Genomic DNA, 19,646 nt, shown 5'->3' on the forward strand with positions numbered 1-19,646 from the left:
CCGAGAAATGTCGCAGATTCGGGCAGTTGCATCTCCATGGAGGGTGTACAAGTCCGGATCGGTCGGCGATGATGTGCATCACAGGGCAGGACGGGGCGTCGCGATGGCGCCTCCCGCAGTGCGCACTCACGCATCGGATTGCCGATCCACCGTTCTCGACGGCGTGCGCCCGCCCGGGCGCCGGATCTCCTGAGGAGCCGCCATGCTCGAAACAGGGAAGGCCCAGCAACTGCGTCTGGAGTACCGCAACCGGCAGGTGCGGTGGGGTTTCATCTGGGCGATCTGGTGCGCTGTGCTGTGGGGCGCCTGGTACGTGCCGGGGACGGTGATCTACTCGGAGGTCCCGTTCGTGGATCTTGCGGGTTCGACGGGTGACTACCTGTTGGCGGCGATGGTGATCACCACGTTGAACGCCGTCGCGGTGCTGCTGGCCATGTACCTCTGGGTGGCGGTGCTGGGCAAGACGGGTGAGTACGTCCGCACGATGCGGCGGGTGCGCATCTCGCGCTGGTATGCCCCGGCGGGGTTGGCGGGCATGTTGGCGATCTTCGGTTCGATCCTGGCGATCGCGTACGTGGGGGCTGCGTTCGCGGCGGTCGCCGCGTTGCTGTATCCGATCATCGGGGCGGTGTTGGCCAGGCTCTGGTACAACGAGCGGATCACGCGGCGGGCGGTCGTGGGAATCCTGGTGATCGTCGCGGGCGGTGTGATCATCTTTGCGCCGGGGATCGTCGGGGAGCTCGCGGGTGCGGGGACCGGGGGCCTGCTCGGCTACGTGGGTGGCGCGTTGGCGTTCATCGGGTGGGGGATCGAGGGTGCCATCGCGGGGCGCGCGCTGGATGTCAGCGACCCCGATGTCGGTCTGACGTTGCGTTTCACGGCGGAGGTGGCGTTGTGGTTGGTCGTTGCGGTGCCGATTGCTTGGGGGCTTGCGGGTAGCCGCTTGTGGGAGGTCACGGGTGCTGCGTTGGCGAATCCGAACAACTTGTTGCTGCTGGTTCTGCTCGGGTTGACGTTCGGGTTCTGTTATGTGTCCTGGTACAAGTCCTTCCCGTTGATCGGGGTGGGTCGGGGGCAGGCGATCGCTGCGTTGTACGGGCCGTTGGCGTTGGTGTGGCTGTATCTGTTCACCTTGGAGGCGCCGGGTGTCCAGTTCGTCATCGGTGGGCTGATCGCCGTGTTCGGCAGTTTCGTTCTCTTCACCGAGAAGCGTGATGTGTTGGAGGTCGTGCGGGCGGTTCCGGGTGCACATTCCCGCGCGGCGACCAACTCCTGAGGGGAGGCACGACCATGCACATGAAGGGCTACATGCTGCAGTTGCTGGCGCGGCGTGGTCCGTTGTGGGACTACGACATCGCCGCCGAGGTGATGCAGGCCTACGGGGTGTCGGGGGAGTACTGGTTCGGCACGGTGCGGTTGACGCTCACCGACCTGTTCTCCAGCGGTCTGCTCGACGAGGTCGAGTCGACCGTGGACCCGGACAAGTCCGGCGGGGTGGAGAAGGTCCTGTTCAAGTTCGGCCTCAACGACTTCGGGCGCAGCCGGATGCGGCAGTCCGGACTGATGGGAGCTGCGTGATGAGTGACTTCTTCGCCTATCCGGCCGGGCCGGTGCTGATGGTGATCCTGATGATCGGGCTGCCCCTGTTGGCGCTCTACCAGGCGCGGACGTTCGTCAAGAAACTCTGAGGCAATCGTGAAGGTGTGGGGTGACCGGCCGTTCTGGGGCGTCGGGGCCGAATGGGACCCGGACTGGCTGCTCACCGCGCGGCAGCGGGAGCTGCGCGAGACGCTCATCGAGTTGTGCGAGCAGGAGATCCGCGACAACGCCGAGCGCTCCGACGACGAGCTCCGGTTCCCGCGCCGCAGCCTGGAGCTGCTCGGCGAGCACGGCTTCCTCGGGTTGACGGTGCCCGAGGAGCACGGCGGGCTGGGCGGCGACCACACCACGTTCGCCATGGCCTGCGAGACGATCGCGCGGTACGGCTGCGCGTCCACCGCGATGTGCTACGTGATGCACGTCGTCGCCGTGCAGGCGATCATGCTGCGAGCCACGCCGGCGCTCATCGAGGACTACATCCGCCCGTTGAGCGCGGGGCGCATCGGCACGCTGTCCTACTCCGACCCGGCCACCGGCGGGCACTTCTGGTACCCGATCTCCTCGGGGGCGGAGCGGGTGAACGGGGCGTTCCGGGTGCGGAAGAGATCGTCGTGGACGACGTCCGGCGGGTTCGCCGACTTCTACGTCGTGCAGACCACCAGCCCGGGCTTCACCGGCTACGACGACCTGTCGGTGTTCGTGGTCGACGCGGGCGACGTCCGGGCGCAGCCCTCGCTGTGGGACGCGCTGGGGCTGCGGGGCAACCAGTCCGGTGCGATCGAGGTCGACGACGCGCTGGTGCCCCCCGAGCACCTCGTCGGGCCGGTGGGCGACGGTGCGGAGTCGAACGACGAGGTGGTCGACCCGTGGTTCCTCACCGGCTCCTCGGCGGTCTGGAACGGGATCGCGATGGGGGCCGTGGACATCGCGAGGCGCCACACCCTCGGAAAGGAGCACCGCGACACCGGGCGGCGGGTGGCGGACTACCCGGCCGTTCAGGACTACATCGGCGAGGCCGTGATCGACACGAACGCGGCCCGGCTCGCGGTCTACTCGGTGGCCGACGCCCTCGACCGGGCCACCGCGGGCAACCAGCGTGTCCTCGAACCGGGCACCCGGGCCCGCGCGGACTTCCTGCACTGGTGCTGGCAGATCAAGTTCACGGCGGCGAAGAACGTCGCCGCCGTGGTCGACCGGATGCTGCACGCCTGCGGCGGCTCGGGCTACCGGCGCGATCTCGGGCTCGAACGCTACCTGCGCGACGGCAAGGCCGGATGGGTGATGGGCCCGTCCAACGAGGTGCTGCGCCAGTTCGTCGGCCGGTCGGCGCTGTTCGGGTTCGCTGCCGTGGACTACTGGAACCGCACGGTCGACGAGCGCGCCTTGCGGAACGAGACCGGGAAGCTCGACCCGGCGGCCAAGCGGGCCCTCGCCGCGCGGCTGCTGGCCGAGGCCGACGAGTCCGACGAGTCCGAGCAGACGACCACGCCCGGAAGGTGACGTGCCCATGACCCTCGCCCTCCCGGCCCCGCGGCTCCTGCTGCCCGGCCTGGTCCCCCGCGAGCCGGGGCTCGAGACCTACTGGGTGCGCCCGGGCGGTGTCACCGCGGTGGCGCTCGCCGGCGGAGACCGGATCGACGTCGTCGACCGGCAAGGGCGGCAGCCCGCCGAGCTGACCGTGCTCGGCGGCCCGCACGCCCTCGACATCCGGCAGGACGCGCCGGCGGGCACGGTGCGGGCGATGGTGCGCACCGAGGGCGCAGGCGACGGCGCGCAGGCCGTGCTCGCGGTGCTGGCCGAGCACGGGGTGGACGCGTCGACCGCGACCGCCGCCCGGCTGTTCGGCGAGTGGTCGCCCGCGGGTGCGCGCGAGTCGTTCACCGCGACGGACGCGGCCGTCGTCCTCGTCGCCGCTCCTGCCGTGCCGATGCCCGTCGACGCCGAGTCCGCGAACCCGCCCTCGGACCTGCTGCTGGAGGTGCGGCGGGCGGCCCAGCGCCGGGACGCCGCGCCCCGCCTGCCGGAGCCCCTGGCCGAGCCGGTGCTGGACCTGCGCATCGACGCCGCCACGGCGTGCAGCTACGAGGTCCGCGCCGGCCAGTACATCCAGGTCGTCGACGTCGAGGGCAGGCAGTGCTCGGACTTCCTCGCCTTCGGCGCCCACCGCCTGGCCGACGGGGTGGAGCGCGGGCTGGATTCCACGACCACGCGCTACCTGATGGGCAACGCCTACCCGCAGCCCGGCCTCCACGGAAAGTTCTACGACCAGGACGCGCAGCCGCTGGTGGAGATCGTGCGGGACACGGTCGGGCGCCACGACACGTTCGGGCTCGCGTGCAACGCCAAGTACTACGAGGACATGGGCTACCCGGGCCACGTGAACTGCACGGACAACTTCAACGCGCGACTCGCCCGCTACGGCGTGGCGGCCCGGAAGGGCTGGCCCGCGCTGAACCTCTTCTACAACACGATGTTCGACGACCACAACCAGCTCGTGTTCGACGAGCCGTGGTCGCGGCCCGGCGACTACGTGCTCATGCGGGCGGCCACCGACCTCGTCTGCGCCTCCTCGGCCTGCCCGGACGACATCGACCCGTCCAACGCCTGGGTGCCCACCGACGTGCACGTGCGGGTCTACGACGCGAGGAGGAAGTTCTCGATGGCCATCGCCCATCGCGTCACCCCGGAGTCGGAGGCCACGCTGACCCGGCAGACCGGATTCCACGAGCGCACCTCCGCGCGGACGCGGCAGCTCGTCGAGTACCGCGGCTACTGGCTCCCGCAGAGCTTCGACGGGCACGGCGCCCAGGAGGAGTACTGGGCCTGCCGGGAGCGGGCCGCGGTGATGGACCTGTCGCCGCTGCGCAAGTTCGAGGTGCTCGGCCCCGACGCCGAGGCGCTGCTGCAGGCCACCGTCACCCGCAACGTCCGCAAGCTCTCGCACGGCCAGGTCGTCTACTCGGCGATGTGCAACGAGACCGGTGGCATGATCGACGACTGCACGGTCTTCCGGCTCGGTGACACGAACTTCCGCTTCGTCGGCGGCGACGAGTACGACGGCGTCTGGCTGCGCGAGCAGGCCCAGCGCCTCGGTCTGGACCGGGTGTGGGTGAAGCACTCCACCGACCAGCTGCACAACATCGCCGTCCAGGGGCCCGCGAGCCGCGACCTGCTCGCGTCGATCGTCTGGACCCCGCCGACCCAGCCGCCGTTCCCGGACCTGACCTGGTTCCGGTTCGCGATCGGGCGCATCGGCGACCACAACGGCATCCCGCTGCTCGTCTCGCGCACCGGCTATTCCGGCGAGCTCGGCTACGAGCTGTGGACGCACCCGCGCGACGCGTCGGCGCTGTGGGATGCCGTGTGGGAGGCCGGCCGGTCCCACGGCCTCACGCCGCTCGGCCTCGAGGCGCTGGACGTCCTGCGGATCGAGGCCGGCCTGGTCTTCGCCGGGTACGACTTCGACGACCAGACCGACCCGTTCGAGGCGGGGATCGGGTTAACGGTGCCGTTGAAGACGAAGGAGGACGACTTCGTCGGCCGCGAGGCGCTGCTCGAGCGAAAGGCGCACCCGCAGCGCACGCTCGTCGGCCTGGAGCTCGCGGGGAACGAGCCCGCCCAGCACGGCGACTGCGTCCACGTCGGGCGCTCCCAGGTGGGCGTGATCACGAGCGCGACCCGGTCGCCGGTGCTGCGGAAGAACATCGCGCTGTGCCGCATCGCCGTGCAGCACGCGGAGATCGGCAATGCGGTGGAGGTCGGGAAGCTCGACGGCCACCAGAAGCGGATACCGGCCCGCGTCGTCCGGTTCCCGTTCTACGACCCCGACAAGACCCGCCCCCGTTCCTGATACCACCGACACCAGGAGGAGACATGGCACGCGTCGCCGTCATCGGTGCCGGCCCGAGTGGCCTGGCCCAGCTGCACGCTTTCGAGGAGGCGCGTCGCAGCGGGGTGGATGTTCCCGAGGTGGTCTGTTTCGAGAAGCAGAGTGACTGGGGTGGGTTGTGGAACTACACGTGGCGTACCGGGTTGGATCAGCACGGTGATCCGGTGCACGGGAGCATGTACCGGTACCTGTGGTCGAACGGGCCGAAGGAGTGCCTGGAGTTCGCCGATTACACGTTCGACGAGCATTTCGGCACGTCGATCCCGTCGTTCCCGCCGCGGGAGGTGCTGTTCGACTACATCACGGGGCGGGCGAAGAAGAGCGACGTCCGTCGGCACATCCGGTTCGACTCGGCGGTGCGGTGGGTTTCTTTCGACGCCGCCCGGGATGTGTTCGAGGTCATGGTGGAGTCGCGTGGGGACGGTGTGACCCGTACCGAGGAGTTCGACCACGTCATCGTCGCCACCGGCCATTTCTCCACCCCGAACATGCCGGAGTACCCGGGGTTCGCCACGTTCCCCGGGCGGGTGTTGCACTCGCACGACTTCCGGGACGCGCAGGAGTTCGCGGGTAAGGATCTGCTCGTGCTGGGTAGCAGCTACTCGGCGGAGGATGTGGCGCTGCAGTCGCGCAAGTACGGGGCGCGTTCGGTCACGATCTCCTACCGGAACGCGGCGATGGGGTTCGGGTGGCCGGAGGGGATCTGCGAGGTGCCGGGGCTGGAGCGTATGGAGGGGAGGACGGCGCATTTCGTCGACGGCACCAGCCGTGAGGTGGATGCGATCGTGTTGTGCACCGGGTACCGGCACTGGTTCCCGTTCGTCGAGGAGGGGCTGCGGCTGCGTACCGCGAACGTGCTCTACCCGCCGGATCTGTACAAGGGTGTGGTGTGGACGGGGAACCCGAGGTTGTTGTATCTGGGGATGCAGGATCAGTACTACACGTTCAACATGTTCGATGCGCAGGCGTGGTTCGCGCGTGATGTCGTGCTCGGTCGGGTCGCGTTGCCGGCGCGGGGGGAGATGGACGTGGACGTCGCGGCGTGGCGGGAGCGGCAGGAGTCGCTGGGTGGTCCGGTGGATGAGATCGACTTCCAGACCGACTACGTGCGTGACCTGCTCAAGGGTGTGGACTACCCGGGGTTCGACCTGGACCTGGTGTGTGAGCATTTCAAGACGTGGGAGCACCACAAGGAGGAGAGCATCACCGGCTACCGCGACCGGTCGTTCTCCTCGCCGTGCACGGGCACGGTCGGTCCCGTGCACCACACACCGTGGTGGGACGAGCCCGACGACTCACTGGCCACGTTCCTGGGCACCGAGTAGGTGGGTTCCCCATCTCCCGTACGAGCGGCACCCTCGTCCGATAGAGCGGTACGGGAGTGCCGTTCGTTCAGTCTGAGGCGGGTGTGGGTCAGAGGGCGCGCGTCAGCGCCTGCGCGCGTTCGAGCAACGGGTCGATCGCGGCGCGCATGGCCCGCGGCGTGAACCGCCCGCCGGGGCCCTGCACGCCGAGCGCAGCCACCAGCGCGCCGGTGCTGTCGAGGACCGGCACGCCCACGGCGTTCAGTTCCTCCTCGCGCTCGCCGACGGCCTGGGCCCAGCCGCGCTCGCGCACGCGGCCGACCTCCACCGCGACGGCCTCCCGGTCCGTCGTGGTGCGTTCGGTGTAGGCGGTGAGCTCGCCGTCGGGCAGCGTGCCGCCCCACGCCAGGAGCACCTTCCCGACGGCGGTCGCGTGGGCGACGCTGTTGCGGCCGATGCGGGCCACGCTCTGCACCGACCTCGGGCTGGGCACGAAGTCGATCGTGATCAGGTCGTGGGCCGCGGGCAGGGAGAGCGTCGTGGTCTCATCCGTGATGGCGGTGAGCTCCTCGAGGAACGGCCGGGCCAGCTGGCGGATGTCGAGTCTGTCGCGGACGGCGTTCGCCAGCTGCATGATCCGGATACCCAGCCGGTACCGGCCCGTCGACGGAACGTACTGGACCAGCCCGGCCGTGGTCAGCGTCGACAGGAGCCGGGAGATCGTGCTGACGTTCACGCCGGTGCGGCGGGCGATCTCGTTCGTACCGAGCTCCACCTCGGCCTCGGCCAGCGCCTCCAGCACCTCCACGGCGCGCTGAACCGATCCCACCTGTCGCGCCGCTGGTCGGCCAGTGCGAACCATAGTATCGTCACCCTCGCAGCAGTGGAGATGGTATCTCCCTATTGGCAATAGTAGCCCAGAGGCTGTGCCATCGCTCCTGCCCCTCGTCCGACGACCTCGCCTGGAGTGAGTCAGCATGAGCGAGCACGCCCGCTACCTGATCATCGGTGCCGGGATCCACGGCCTCTCGACCGCCTGGAACCTCGCCCGCCGCCTCCGTGCGAGCGGCCAGGGGGACGGGGAGGACGTCCTCGTCCTCGACAAGACCGCCATCGGCGCCGGGGCGTCCGGTGTCGCCTGCGGGGTCGTGCGGAACAACTACTTCCAGCCCGCCATGCGCGAGCTGATGGCGCACTCGGTCGGGGTGTGGGAGTCCGACCCGGAGGCGTTCGCGTACCACGGCGTCGGGTACGTCCAGATCGCTCCCGAGGTCATGCGGACCGACGTCGAGCAGATCTACGCGGAGCAACACGCCATCGGCTACGAGTCGGAGCTGGTCGTCGGCGAGCAGGCGTGCCGGGAGTACATGACGGGCATGTTCTCCGACTGGCAGGCGCCGGGGATCTCCGTCGTGCTGCACGAGAAGCGCGGCGGCTACGCCAACAACGTCGCGTCGCTCAAGGGGCTCGCCGCCAAGGCCGAGGCCGAGGGCGTGCGGATCCGGACGGGCGTCCGCGTCACCGGGCTGAGCGTCGACGGCGGCGCGGTGACCGCCGTCGAGACGGACCGCGGGCCGATCACCTGCGACGAGATCGTGATCGCCGTCGGTCCGTGGATCCGCGACGTGTGGTCGATGCTCGACCTGCCCGAGCGGATCCCGGTCACCGGCCCCGACGGCGTCGTGCACCCGGACCGCGCGATGTGGACCTACTGGGCGCTGCAGGAGGGTGTGCTGGAGGTCGATCCGGGGGAGTTCCGCGACAACCACGGCGGAATGCCGCCGGTGCTGCACGTCGACTCCGACCAGCCGCTCCACGACGACTCCGACGGCAGCCTGATCACCGATGAGCTGTGGGGCATCTACTACAAGCCCGACTTCTCGTTCGGCGGCGTCCAGGGCGGTGCGGCGCCGGTGCCGGTGCAGCGACCCGCCGCCGACGTCGCCGTCGACCCGTACGGCCCGGCGAGCCCGGAGTTCGCCGTGGGTGCGGACTTCGCGCGGATGTGGACGTCCGCGCTGGCGCACTGCCACCAGCGCTTCGAGGGCAAGGGGCACTTCTACCGCCGGGAGCCGTCGGGCGGGCTGGGTGCCTTCACCCCCGACAGCTTCCCGGTCTTCGACCGGTTCCGGCAGAACGCCTACGTGATCGCCGACGCCAACCACGGCTACAAGATGATCGGGGTGGGCGACCTGGTCGCGGGAGAGCTGCTCGGGCAGGAGAGCGCGCTGTTGCGGCCGTTCCGGTTCGCCCGCTACGAGACCGGCGAGCTGCACCCGACGAGCAACTCGCCTTTCCCCTGGAGCTGACCGTGCGGGTCCTGCACGTCCAGCACCAGGCCGGGGCGCACCATGGAGCCGTAGTGCTGTTCTGACGCCTTCCAGACAGCGTTATGGGTCCATGATGCTCCACATGGGAACGGACGACCGCGCCGCGCGGCTGTCCGAGCACGTCATCGCCTACGTGTCCGGGACCGGGGAACAACGTCATTAGGATCGGAGGCCGATCCGAGGGGGCCGGGGGTGGGGCTGACGGGCACGTTGGCGGAGGCCGAGTGGGAGTCGCATCGTCCGGCGGTCTTCGGGGCGGCGTACCGGATCCTCGGCAGCGTGGTCGAGGCCGAGGACGTGACGCAGGAGGTCTGGCTGCGCGCCGAGGCCGCGGACCTGTCCGAGGTGCGGGACGTGCGGGCCTGGCTGCTCACCGTGGCCGCCCGGACGTCGTTGAACGTGCTGAAGTCGGCGCGCGTCCGGCGCGAGACCTATGTCGGGCCGTGGCTGCCCGAACCGCTCCTGACCGGCCCCGACGTCGCCACCCAGGTGCTCGTGGACGAGTCGGTGAGCACGGCGATGCTGGTGGTCATGGAGGCGCTCAGCCCTGCCGAACGCGTCGCGCTCGTGCTGCACGACGTGTTCGACTTCCCCTTCACCCAGGTCGCGGAGGTGCTCGGCGGCACGCCCGCCGCCAGCCGCAAGCTCGCCTCGCGGGCACGGGCGCGCGTCGCGGCGGTCGAGGAGCGGCCCCGCGCGACCAGGGCCGAGACCGAACGCGTGCTGAAGGCGTTCAGGGCGGCCGCCGACGCCGGTGACATGGCCGGGCTCGTGGAGCTGCTGCACCCCGAGGCCGTCTACGTCGCGGACGGCGGCGGCAAGGTGATCGCCGCTCGCACACCGGTCCGCGGCTGTGAGCGGATCGCCCGGCTGCTCGTCAAGCAGGTCGAGGTCAGGCGCCCCGAGGGGTTCCGGGTCGTCGAGGTCAACGGCCTGCCGGCCCTGGCGACCTTCCACCGCGGCGACCTGGTCTGGCTGGACACCGTGGAGATCGCCGGCGGTCGGATCACGGAGTTCCGCAGGCTGGTCAACCCCGACAAGCTCGCGCACCTCGGTCACACCTGAGCGCGCCGGGTTGTCTCACTGCCGAACCCTCGGATCCGGGGGGCGAGGCTTGGGGAGAGGACGGCATCGTGGCACACGTCGTGATCATCGGAGGGGGTTTCGCCGGCGTCTGGAGCGCGGCGGGAGCGGCGCTGGCACGCGGGGACGCGGATCTGCGCGTCACCGTCGTCGCGCCGAACGAACACCTGGTGCTGCGGCCGCGGCTGTACGAGCCCGAACCCGACCTGGCCACGGTGGAGCTGCGCAGGATCCTCGAACCGATCGGCGTCGCGCACGTGCGGGCCTCGGTGAGCACGATCGACACCGACCGCCGCGTGGTGGTGGCCGGCAGTGAGCAGATCGGCTACGACCGGCTGGTGCTGGCCGCGGGCAGCACGCTCGTCCAGCCCCACGGCCTGCCCGGCGCGGAGCGGCTCTTCGACATCGACACGCTCGACGGGGCCCGCCGGCTCACCGATCACCTGCGCGACCGGGAGGGGTATTCGGCCGTGGTCGTCGGTGCCGGGTTCGTCGGCCTGGAGGCCGCCACCGCACTGGCCGCGCGGGGTCGCGTGCTGCTGGTGGACCGGTCGGACGTGGTGGGGGACCAGCTCGGCCCGGGGCCGCGCGAGGAGATCGAGTCGGCGTTGGCCGAGCTGGGCGTCGAGACCCGCCTCGGCACGACCGTGACGGAGGTCGCCGACGGGTACGCCATCCTCTCCGACGGCGCCAGGGTCGATGCGGACGCGGTGGTCTGGTCCGTGGGGATCCGGGCCAGCGAGCTCACCCGGCAGATCGCGGACGAGCGCGACCACCTCGGCCGGGTGCCGGTGGACCACCACCTGCGCGCCCTGCCCGAGGTGTTCGTCGCCGGGGACACGGCCGCGGCGGTGTTCGACGCCGAGCACACGGTCATGCAGGCCTGCCAGCACGCCACCCCGCTGGGCAAGGTCGCCGGGTACAACGCGGCGGCCGACCTGCTCGGCGTGCCGCTGCGCGACTTCACCCCAGGCCCCTACGTCACCTGCCTGGACCTCGGTGGCGCCGGCGCGATCTTCACCCGGGGCTGGGACCGCAAGGTGATGGCGTCGGGTGCCGACGGCGCGGCCATCAAGAAGGGGATCAACCAGGCCATCCACCCGCCCGTCGACGACGCCGCCGAGATCCTCGCCGCCGCCGACCGCGTGTACCTCGAGTTCCCCTTCTTCCCCCGCGACGACGAGGAGGCACCCGCCGCATGATCCTGGTGATCGGGGCCACGGGGAACGTCGGCCGGCACGTGCTCTCCCGGCTGAAGGCGGCGGGCACGGCCGACGTCCGCGCCCTGGTGCGCCCGGGGGCGACCGCGCCGGCCCCTGGGGTCGACGTCGCGAGCGGTCGCCTGGATGACCCGGACGGGCTGGTCCCGGCACTGGCCGGGGTGACGACGGTGTTCCTGGTGTGGCCGTTCCTCACGACCGACGGTGCGCCTGCGGTGCTGGAGGCGATCGGGCGGCACGCCCAGCGCGGAGCTCGTGGCGCGGGTCCGGCTGACGGCGGAGGACGCCGACCTCTCGATCGGCGACGGCCCGGAGGTGACGGGCACCGCCCTCTCGCTCCTCCTGGCCGTGTCCGGTCGGCGGGTGGCGCCGGACGACCTCGACGGGCCGGGTGCGGGGGCGCTGGCGTCCGTCAGGTGATCGCCGTTCGTGCGGCGTCTCCGGTTCGGCGCGACGCCTGGTGCAGGAGGCGCCTGGCGCGGCGGGCCGCGGTGGCGACCCGGCCCGGCCGGAGGTGGACCGTGTCGACGGGGAGGTGCTGCGCGCGCAACGCCGCCCGGGTGGCCGCGGCGTCGTAGGGCTCGGCGAAGAAGCGCACCTGGGCGCGGTCGAGGTCGAGGAGGGCGAAACGGGCCCGCGGGACGGGTTCGCGCTCGCGGGACTGGCCGACCGAACCGGGGTTGACCAGGTACCGCTCGCCCGCCGGGAGCGGCATCGCCGCCGATCCCGGAGGTGCGTCCGTGGGGAACACGGTGCCGGCGTTCGCCCCCGTGAGCCAGGGGCGGTGGGTGTGGCCCAGTACGAGCAGCCGCCCGGCCGGGAGCGATCCCAGCAACGCCGCCGCCCGCTCGTCCGTGCGGACGTACTCCTCGGGGTCGTCGGGCGAGCCGTGGGCGAGGGCGACCTCTCCCACGGTCGCCGCGTGCGGCAGGGCGGCGAGGTGGGAGCGGACGTCGGGCCGCACGACCTCGCGGGTCCAGGCGATGGTGCGGCGGGCGAGCCAGCCGGCGCGGGTCACCGGCAGGGCCTCCAGGAGCATCAGCTCGTGGTTCCCGGCCACGCAGGTGGGCTCGAGCTCGGCGACGGTCTCGACGCACTCGTTGGGGTGCGGGCCGTAGCCGACCAGGTCGCCCGCACACATCCACGTGTCGACCCCCTCCGCGCGGAGCCGGGCGATCGCCGCCCGCAAGGCGAACAGGTTCGCGTGGACGTCGCTCAGAAGTCCGATCCGCATTCCTCACCCCGGGGCGGTGGTCGACGGGAGACGGCACCCTTGAGCCGCACCCCGATCATGCCGAGCAGTGGCCCGGGATCGTCCCACTTCCACACGCCGGTGACCGGCTGGGCGCGCCACAGCCACGAGAGCCACTGCGTCGTGGAGACGCCGTGCGCGCGGGCGGCGAGCACGTCCTTGGGGTGCACCCAGTCGAGGCGGGCGCGGCGGGCGGCGTAGCCCGGGCGCGGCCGGCCGGTGAGGTCGGCGTACATGATCCCCGCGAGGTTGACCCCCGCCCGAGCGCCCGGATGGGCCCAGAGGGTGAGTCGAGCGTTGATCTCGAAGAGATACAGGCACCCGTCGGGGCCGTACTTGAAATCGATCTTCGCCACCCCGCGCAGGTCCAATGCCTTGCAGACCATTCGGCCCAGTCGCGTGACCTCGGCATCGTCGGTGATCGTCAACGACGCGGTGTGACCGTACTCGACCGGAATGGTCCGGATCTTGCGCCCGGTGAACTCGCCCGCGATCTCGCCGTTCCCGTCGACGTAGACGTGGTAGCTCACGACCGCGGTCTCGGGTCCCGGGATGCTCTCCTGGGCGATGGCCGGCTTGCTCAGCCCGCGCAGCCGCGGCCAGAACTCCAGCAGCTGTTCCTTGCTGTCGATCCGGATCGCCTTCACCGAGCTGCCGACGGCCGCGACCCAGGTGTGGTCCCGGGCCGTCGGCTTCACGATCATCGGCAGTCCGAGGTCGAGGAGCTCGGCCGGCGGCTCCGGCTCGCAGGCGTCGAGGACGACGGTCGGCGGCACCGGCAGCGCGTTCGTCGTGGCCAGGTCGGCGAACCTCGCCTTGTCCTCGGTGGCCTCGACCAGCGCGGCGTCGGGCACGGCGAAGCGGAAACCCTCGGCGAGCCGGCGGCGGTGCCGGGAGACGAAGATCATCGGCTGGTCGGAGCAGTACATGAGGACGGGCGGGGTGGGCTGCTGCCGGGCGAAGCGGACGAGCCGGTCGGCGAGAGCCTCGTCGTGCCGCTCGGCCGGCTGCATCCAGTCCCACGTCATCACGTTGCGGGCGTAGCGCGACCAGCGAGCCGGGTCGCCGGTGGGGGTCACGACCCCGACCGGTATGCCCTCCATCGCCAGCGATCTCACGACCTCGATGACGCGTGCACCCAGTACCACAGCCATGGGCGTTTCTTCCACGCGCCGTTCCCCCGTTCACGACGAAAAGGGCGAAACTCGGAGCCGCCTCGACGGGGCGAATCCGGACATTTCGACCGGTCATTGGTCTCACCGTTCTCAGTAAGATCAAAGACCGGATCCCGACATTACCGGATCCCCTCCGAATTACACGGTCTATCCGGTGAGTGGCACCATCCGTTACTCGGCCCGGGTCCCGCACGCGCGCGTACGCCAGGCCGAGCACATCGGGTTCCGGGGTGTCGAGGGCCGCGTGTCCACCCACGACCTGGCCGGCAAGGGGCGGTTCTGCCTGCTCACCGGCATCTCGGGGGAGACGTGGGCGGAGGCGGCGGCCAAGGTCGCCCAGGACCTCGGCATCGAGCTCGCCGCCCACGTGATCGGCCCCGGCCGCGAGCACATCGACCTCTACGAGGACCGGGCCAGGGCACGTGAGGTCGGCGAGGACGGCTGCGTGCTCGTGCGGCCGGACCTGCACGTCGCCTGGCGGTCGGCCGGGCTCGTCGACGACCTCGGCGAACCCGTCCCGGGGCTCTACGGTGTCGGGAACTGCGTCGCGTCGGCGTCCGCCCAGGCGTACCGGGCGGGCGGCGCGACGCTCGGCCCGATCATCGCCTTCGCCCACCGCGCCGCCACCGCGGCGCACGCCGGCTGATCAAGGAGGATCACGTGGCACTCACGACCGGGACCATGACCGACGAGCAGCGCAAGTCCGTCGCGCTGGAGTACCTCAAGGCGTTCGACAACGGGGGCACCACCAGCACCGGCGGCAGCATCCTCGACCTCTTCGCCGCCGACGCCCAGGTGTACTTCCCGAAGTGGGGCATCGCGGAGGGCAAGGAGCAGATCGGGCAGATGTTCGGCGAGGTCGGCGGCACGCTCAAGGGGATCAAGCACGACTACGCCGGCTTCAACTGGATCTTCTCGGGCGGCGACACCCTCGTGGCCGAGGGCACCAGCTCCGGCGAGCACCAGGACGGCCCGTGGCGCGCGGGGTCGCCGGACTGGGGCGCCGGCCGCTGGTGCGACGTGTTCGAGATCCGCGACTTCCTCATCCAGCGGGTGTTCATCTACCTCGACCCGGACTACGCCGGACGAGACACCGAGCGCTATCCCTGGATCGCCGGACGCTCGTAAGCTCCGGGACATGTCGCGGGTCAATGACGTCGGCGGTCAGTCCGGATTCGGGCCGGTCTCCGTCGAGGACGACGAGCCCCAGTTCCACGCCGACTGGGAGGCACGGGTCTACGCGCTCAACGTCGCGATGCTGCGGCAGGGCGTCTACAACCTGGACCAGTTCCGGGACGCGATCGAGCGGATGCCGCCCGCCGAGTACCTCGCGGCGTCCTACTACGAGCGCTGGCTGCACGCCGTCGAGACGCTCACGGCAGCCGCGCGCCGTGGGTGAGCCGCGGTTCGCGGTCGGCGACCGCGTGCGCACCAGCACCGTGGACCCGCCCCACCACACCCGGCTGCCGCGCTACGCGCGCGGCCAGGTCGGCGAGGTGGTGGACGTGCAGGGCACGTGGCCGCTCGCCGACGACCGGGCGCAGGGGTTCGGCGACCCGCGCGTGGAGGCGGTGTACACGGTCCGGTTCCCGGCCGCGGACCTGTGGGGCCCGCCGGGCGGGCACTGGGTGCAGGTCGAGTTGTGGGAGTCCTACCTGGAGGTCGTGACGTGAGTGACCACCACTCCAACTCCGAGATCGCGGTGCGGGTCCGCCGGATCGAGGAGCAGCTGATCGACGCCGGGCTGACCAGCGACGACCGGCTCGACGCCATCATCGCGCGGGTCGTGTCGGGTACGCCGGCGAACGGCGCCCGCGTGGTGGCGCGCGCGTGGGTCGACCCGGCGTTCCGCGAGCGGCTGCTGGCCGACGCGAACCCGGCGCTCGAAGAGCTCGACCTGTCGATGAGCGGCGGACCGCAGCCGCAGCGGTTCACCGTGGTGGCGAACACCCCCGCGAGGCACAACGTCCTCGTCTGCACCCTGTGCTCGTGCTACCCGATCGGCCTGCTCGGACCCTCGCCGTCCTGGTACAAGAGCGAGGCGTACCGGGCGCGCGTCGTCCGGGAGCCGAGGACCGTGCTGGCCGAGTTCGGTCTGGAGCTCCCCGCCGACACCGAGATCGTCGTGCACGACACCAGCGCGGAGAGCCGGCACATGGTGCTCCCCATGCGCCCGGACGGCACCGGCGGGCGGGACGAGGCCGAGCTGGCCGCGCTGGTCACGCGGGAGGGGCTGATCGGCACCGCCTCTGTCTAGCTTGCTCGGGCCGAAGAAGCCGGTGTGATCGAGTCGAGTTCGGTACTCGCGGTGCGGCGCTGTCGGCGCGATGTCCAACCCGGGTTCGGGCCTGCTCAGGCGGGGGGTCGCGTTCCGCGGAACGCGAAAATGATTATCGGGTCGGTCTGACCAGGGGATTCGCTGCCGGTGGGCGCGCCGTACCCGGCTCGTAGCGCGCGGCCCCCGTCTCGATCTGGTCCGGGGCGCGTTCCCTCCGGTTCGCCTCGTCCCCGCCACCTTTGCGGGGTGGCCGGGTTGGCGTCACCACCGTCCCCCGGGGTCACCCGGGCGGCCGTCCCCGACCTGCCGGCACGCCGGTTCGCGACCAGACCTGTGGCTGGCGACCACTCGACCGGCGGTGGTGCCGTTCCCCGGGCCGCTCAGACTCTGGCGTCGGCACCGAGTGTCCTGCCGGCCGACGGCCGGCCTGGAACGACCCGAAATGGGGCATGATCAGCGGAAACGGGACCTGACGTGCATAGGGAGGCTGTTGCCAGATCCAGCCGCCGGGCGGCGGCCCGCGATCAGCGGTATCGGTTGTCCATGGTTGTGGCAACGACGATGTGCACCCGATAACGGCAGGTCAGGGCGGCGATCAAGGGAGGATGGTCGCTGTTGAAGATCGACTAGCGACCATTTCGCCTTGATCGCCGAACGCCGCCGCGGCCGATTCGGCAGCACCCTCTGTGTGAGCGTGATGTCCCGATCCTGCCGATCACGGCCCGCTGGGTGTCGACCTCGGGGTTGTTCGTGGGGTCGCCCAGTGTCTGAGGAGTGCAGAAGGGGCCGGCGGGACCACCGCCGGTCGAGTGGCCGCCAGCAGAGGCGGTCTCGTCGAGACTGGCGTGCCAGCAGGCCGGGGACGGCCGCCCCGGTGACCCCGGGGGACGGTAGTGGCGCCAACCCGACTACCCCGCGGGGTGGTCGGGGCGGTGGACGGGCGTGGCCGCGCCCGGGACCGGGTCGATGGGTGGGCGATCGGGCTACGAGCCGGGTACGGCGCGCCCACCGGCAGCCGATCCCGCGACGAGACAGACCCGACCGCCAGGCGCCGGATCATGCCCGCGCATCGACGGGCATCGGCCCCCGCGCCGCCGCGTGCGCAGGCCCCCCGTCCAGCCGATCAGGTCTGCTGGGATGAGCTGCCGCGCAGCCGGGCCGACGACCCGCCGCCGACCAGCAACATGATCACGATCTACCCCCCTCCGTCTGGAGCGGCGCCTGGTGCAGCGCCGTGTCGGTGAGAGGGTGGCGGCGTGACGACTCATGCCGCCCTGGACGTGCCGGCGCTGCTGGCGGAGCTCACGCTGGAGGAGAAGGCCTCGCTGTGCTCGGGCGCGGACTTCTGGCACACCAAGGCCGTCGAGCGGGCGGGGGTGCCCGCGGTGATGGTCACCGACGGCCCGCACGGGCTGCGCAAGCAGGCCGGCTCGGGCGATCAGGTGGGCCTCGGCGAGTCGGTGCCGGCCACCTGCTTCCCGCCGGCCGTGGCGCTGGGCTCGTCGTTCGACGCCGGGCTGGTGGAACGGGTGGGGCGGGCGTTGGGTGCGGAGGCGCGCGCCGGGCGGGTCGCGGTGCTGCTGGGGCCGGGCATCAACATCAAGCGTTCCCCGCTGTGCGGGCGCAACTTCGAGTACCTGTCGGAGGACCCGCTCGTCAGCGGTGTGCTGGGCGCCGCGCTGGTGCGGGGGATCCAGAGCGCCGGCGTCGGTGCCTGCGTCAAGCACTTCGCCGTGAACAACCAGGAGACCGACCGGGCGCGCGTCAGCGCCGAGGTCGACGAGCGCACGCTGCGCGAGATCTACCTGGCGGCGTTCGAGCGGGTCGTCACGGAGGCGAGGCCGTGGACGGTGATGTGCTCCTACAACAAGGTGGGCGGCACGTACGCCTCGCAGCACCCGTGGCTCCTCACCGACGTGCTGCGCACCGAGTGGGGCTTCGACGGCGCCGTCGTCTCCGACTGGGGTGCGGTGGACGACCGCGTCGCCGCCCTGCGGGCCGGGCTGGACCTGCAGATGCCGGCGGCGAGCGGCCACGCCACCGACGCCGAGATCGTCGCCGCGGTCCGCGCCGGAGAGCTCGAGGAGGCCGTTCTGGACCGGACCGCCGAGCGGCTCCTCACCCTGCTCGCCCGCTCCGGGCCGGCGGTCCGGGACGGCGGCACGTTCGACGTGGCCGCACACCACGCGCTCGCCCGCGAGGCGGCGGCGGGCTGCGCGGTGCTGCTGAAGAACGAGCCGGTGGACGGCACGCCGGTGCTGCCGCTGGACCCCGCGGCCTCCGTCGCCGTCATCGGCGAGTTCGCGCGGACCCCGCGGTACCAGGGAGCGGGCAGCTCGCAGGTCAACCCCACCCGGCTGGACGACGCGTGGAGCGCGATCCGGGGGATCGCGGGGGAGCGGGCGGTCTTCGCGGCCGGGTTCGGGCTCGACGACACGGTCGACGCGGCGGGCCTGCGCGCCGAGGCCGTCGAGGCGGCCCGCGGCGCCGACGTGGCCGTGCTCTTCCTCGGCCTGCCGGCGTGCGCGGAGTCGGAGGGCTTCGACCGGGAGCACATCCTGCTGCCCGCGGCCCAGACGGAGCTGCTGGAGGCGGTGGCGCAGGTCAACCGGCGCGTGGTCGTGGTGCTCTCCAACGGCTCGACGGTGCAGGTGGCGGGATGGGGCCACCACGCCCCCGCGATCCTCGAAGGCTGGCTCCTGGGGCAGGCGGGCGGCGGGGCGACCGCCGACCTGCTCGTCGGGCGCGCCAACCCGTCGGGCCGGCTGGCCGAGACCGTCCCACTGCGGCTGCAGGACAACCCGTCGTACCTCAGCTTCCCCGGAGAGCTCGGCGTGGTGCGCTACGGCGAGGGGGTCTTCGTCGGCTACCGGGGTTACGACGCGCGCGAGCAGGAGGTGTCCTACCCCTTCGGCCACGGCCTGTCCTACACGAGCTTCGATCACACCGACCTGGAACTGCTCCCTGACGGGGAGCAGGGTCTCGGCGTCTCGGTCACCGTCACAAACACGGGAGCGCGGGCCGGCAAGGAGGTCGTGCAGGTCTACGTGTCCGCCCCGGACTCCCCGGTGGCCCGTCCGGTGCGGGAGCTGAAGGCGTTCGCGAAGATCGCGCTGGAGCCGGGGGAGTCCCGCCGGGTGCAGCTCGCCCTGACCCGTCGCGACCTGTCCTACTTCCACGTCGGGCAGCGGCGGTGGGCGTTCGAGGGCGGGGAGTTCGGCGTCGCCGTGGGTGCCTCGTCCCGGGACCTGCGCCTGCGCGCGACCGTCACCGTCGCCGGCCCGGCACCCGTGCCGCCGCTCGCCGGGGACGCCAGCCTGCAGGAGTGGCTGGCCCACCCGGTCGGATCGCGCCTGCTGGAGGAGCGCCTCGCCGCGGCGGGCCCGAACAAGCTGTCCGACCCGGAGATGCGCACGCTGGTGGGCAACTTCCCGCTGGCGAGGCTGGTGACGTTCCCGGACATGCCGCTGACGCCCGCCGACGTGGAGGACATGCGGGACGCCGCACGCTGAGCCG

General features: G+C 71.5%; 18 protein-coding genes and 1 pseudogene. 16 read left to right on the forward strand and 3 right to left on the reverse strand.

Features of this window, described 5'->3' with window-relative positions; translation table 11 throughout:
- Positions 1-202 precede the first annotated feature (202 nt).
- The 5 genes from ACU436_RS37095 (at position 203) to ACU436_RS37115 (ending at position 6,813) form a co-directional block, all read left to right on the forward strand.
- Positions 203-1,276 (forward strand): EamA family transporter, encoded by a 1,074-nt coding sequence (locus ACU436_RS37095; RefSeq protein WP_459031778.1) that lies wholly within the window; start codon positions 203-205, stop codon positions 1,274-1,276.
- A gap of 14 nt (positions 1,277-1,290) precedes the next feature.
- Complete coding sequence (locus ACU436_RS37100) at positions 1,291-1,578, forward strand: hypothetical protein (RefSeq protein ID WP_459031779.1); 288 nt, start codon at positions 1,291-1,293, stop codon at positions 1,576-1,578.
- Positions 1,579-1,695: 117 nt separating this feature from the next.
- Positions 1,696-3,099, forward strand: coding sequence for an acyl-CoA dehydrogenase family protein (locus ACU436_RS37105; protein ID WP_459031780.1), 1,404 nt, complete (start codon positions 1,696-1,698; stop codon positions 3,097-3,099).
- A 7-nt stretch (positions 3,100-3,106) separates the two neighbouring features.
- Complete coding sequence (locus tag ACU436_RS37110) at positions 3,107-5,449, forward strand: DUF1989 domain-containing protein (protein ID WP_459031781.1); 2,343 nt, start codon at positions 3,107-3,109, stop codon at positions 5,447-5,449.
- Between the two features lie 23 nt (positions 5,450-5,472).
- Positions 5,473-6,813 carry a flavin-containing monooxygenase gene (locus ACU436_RS37115; RefSeq protein WP_459031782.1) on the forward strand — a complete coding sequence of 447 codons (1,341 nt, stop codon included), beginning with the start codon at positions 5,473-5,475 and terminating at the stop codon, positions 6,811-6,813.
- Positions 6,814-6,901: 88 nt separating this feature from the next.
- Here ACU436_RS37115 and ACU436_RS37120 read toward each other — a convergent pair whose 3' ends face one another.
- Complete coding sequence (locus tag ACU436_RS37120; protein ID WP_459031783.1) at positions 6,902-7,621, reverse strand: IclR family transcriptional regulator; 720 nt, start codon at positions 7,619-7,621, stop codon at positions 6,902-6,904.
- Between the two features lie 148 nt (positions 7,622-7,769).
- Between ACU436_RS37120 and ACU436_RS37125 the strand changes: the two genes are divergently transcribed.
- The 5 genes and pseudogenes from ACU436_RS37125 to ACU436_RS37145 all read left to right on the forward strand — a co-directional run bounded on the left by ACU436_RS37125 (position 7,770) and on the right by ACU436_RS37145 (position 11,845).
- On the forward strand, positions 7,770-9,101 hold the full coding sequence (locus ACU436_RS37125; RefSeq protein ID WP_459031785.1) for an NAD(P)/FAD-dependent oxidoreductase: 1,332 nt from the start codon (positions 7,770-7,772) through the stop codon (positions 9,099-9,101).
- Between the two features lie 213 nt (positions 9,102-9,314).
- Positions 9,315-10,187 (forward strand): RNA polymerase sigma factor SigJ, encoded by an 873-nt coding sequence (gene sigJ, locus ACU436_RS37130; protein WP_459031786.1) that lies wholly within the window; start codon positions 9,315-9,317, stop codon positions 10,185-10,187.
- 68 nt (positions 10,188-10,255) lie between these two features.
- Positions 10,256-11,407: an NAD(P)/FAD-dependent oxidoreductase gene (locus ACU436_RS37135; protein ID WP_459031787.1), complete on the forward strand. Its 1,152-nt coding sequence runs from the start codon at positions 10,256-10,258 to the stop codon at positions 11,405-11,407.
- Positions 11,404-11,598: pseudogene (locus tag ACU436_RS37140) on the forward strand (SDR family oxidoreductase); the annotation flags it as partial. The gene ACU436_RS37135 and the pseudogene ACU436_RS37140, both read left to right, overlap by 4 nt.
- 82 nt (positions 11,599-11,680) lie before the next feature.
- Complete coding sequence (locus tag ACU436_RS37145; RefSeq protein ID WP_459031896.1) at positions 11,681-11,845, forward strand: hypothetical protein; 165 nt, start codon at positions 11,681-11,683, stop codon at positions 11,843-11,845.
- Here ACU436_RS37145 and ACU436_RS37150 read toward each other — a convergent pair.
- Positions 11,838-12,659, reverse strand: coding sequence for a metallophosphoesterase family protein (locus ACU436_RS37150; protein WP_459031788.1), 822 nt, complete (start codon positions 12,657-12,659; stop codon positions 11,838-11,840). The genes ACU436_RS37145 and ACU436_RS37150 overlap by 8 nt on opposite strands.
- A complete protein-coding gene (locus tag ACU436_RS37155) occupies positions 12,641-13,831 on the reverse strand; it encodes a carboxylate--amine ligase (protein ID WP_459031789.1) in 1,191 nt (396 codons plus the stop codon). The genes ACU436_RS37150 and ACU436_RS37155 overlap by 19 nt, the downstream gene beginning before the upstream one ends.
- A 175-nt stretch (positions 13,832-14,006) precedes the next feature.
- Here ACU436_RS37155 and ACU436_RS37160 point away from each other — a divergent pair, with 175 nt between their 5' ends.
- The 6 genes from ACU436_RS37160 (at position 14,007) to ACU436_RS37185 (ending at position 19,642) form a co-directional block, all read left to right on the forward strand.
- Positions 14,007-14,498 carry an aromatic-ring hydroxylase C-terminal domain-containing protein gene (locus tag ACU436_RS37160; RefSeq protein ID WP_459031790.1) on the forward strand — a complete coding sequence of 164 codons (492 nt, stop codon included), beginning with the start codon at positions 14,007-14,009 and terminating at the stop codon, positions 14,496-14,498.
- Positions 14,499-14,512: 14 nt separating this feature from the next.
- On the forward strand, positions 14,513-14,980 hold the full coding sequence (locus ACU436_RS37165) for a nuclear transport factor 2 family protein (protein ID WP_459031791.1): 468 nt from the start codon (positions 14,513-14,515) through the stop codon (positions 14,978-14,980).
- A 10-nt stretch (positions 14,981-14,990) separates the two neighbouring features.
- Entirely contained in the window at positions 14,991-15,251 is a 261-nt protein-coding gene (locus tag ACU436_RS37170; protein ID WP_459031792.1) for a hypothetical protein, read from the forward strand.
- Positions 15,244-15,525 (forward strand): SH3-like domain-containing protein, encoded by a 282-nt coding sequence (locus tag ACU436_RS37175; protein WP_459031793.1) that lies wholly within the window; start codon positions 15,244-15,246, stop codon positions 15,523-15,525. The genes ACU436_RS37170 and ACU436_RS37175 overlap by 8 nt, the downstream gene beginning before the upstream one ends.
- The gene (locus tag ACU436_RS37180; protein ID WP_459031794.1) at positions 15,522-16,109 is read left to right on the forward strand and encodes a nitrile hydratase subunit alpha; all 588 of its coding nucleotides are present in this window, start codon (positions 15,522-15,524) and stop codon (positions 16,107-16,109) included. The genes ACU436_RS37175 and ACU436_RS37180 overlap by 4 nt, the downstream gene beginning before the upstream one ends.
- Before the next feature lie 1,277 nt (positions 16,110-17,386).
- Positions 17,387-19,642 (forward strand): glycoside hydrolase family 3 C-terminal domain-containing protein, encoded by a 2,256-nt coding sequence (locus ACU436_RS37185; RefSeq protein ID WP_459031795.1) that lies wholly within the window; start codon positions 17,387-17,389, stop codon positions 19,640-19,642.
- Positions 19,643-19,646 lie beyond the last annotated feature (4 nt).

The sequence above is a fragment of the Pseudonocardia wallangbongensis genome (assembly GCF_054486945.1).

Excerpts from the sequence above, each read along its gene's own strand:
- ACU436_RS37095 (WP_459031778.1), top strand. The coding sequence starts at position 203 with ATGCTCGAAACAGGGAAGGCCCAGCAACTGCGTCTGGAGTACCGCAAC.
- ACU436_RS37100 (WP_459031779.1), top strand. The coding sequence starts at position 1,291 with ATGCACATGAAGGGCTACATGCTGCAGTTGCTGGCGCGGCGTGGTCCG.
- ACU436_RS37110 (WP_459031781.1), top strand. The coding sequence starts at position 3,107 with ATGACCCTCGCCCTCCCGGCCCCGCGGCTCCTGCTGCCCGGCCTGGTC.
- ACU436_RS37115 (WP_459031782.1), top strand. The coding sequence starts at position 5,473 with ATGGCACGCGTCGCCGTCATCGGTGCCGGCCCGAGTGGCCTGGCCCAG.
- ACU436_RS37125 (WP_459031785.1), top strand. The coding sequence starts at position 7,770 with ATGAGCGAGCACGCCCGCTACCTGATCATCGGTGCCGGGATCCACGGC.
- ACU436_RS37150 (WP_459031788.1), bottom strand. The coding sequence starts at position 12,659 with ATGCGGATCGGACTTCTGAGCGACGTCCACGCGAACCTGTTCGCCTTG.
- ACU436_RS37155 (WP_459031789.1), bottom strand. The coding sequence starts at position 13,831 with ATGGCTGTGGTACTGGGTGCACGCGTCATCGAGGTCGTGAGATCGCTG.
- ACU436_RS37170 (WP_459031792.1), top strand. The coding sequence starts at position 14,991 with ATGTCGCGGGTCAATGACGTCGGCGGTCAGTCCGGATTCGGGCCGGTC.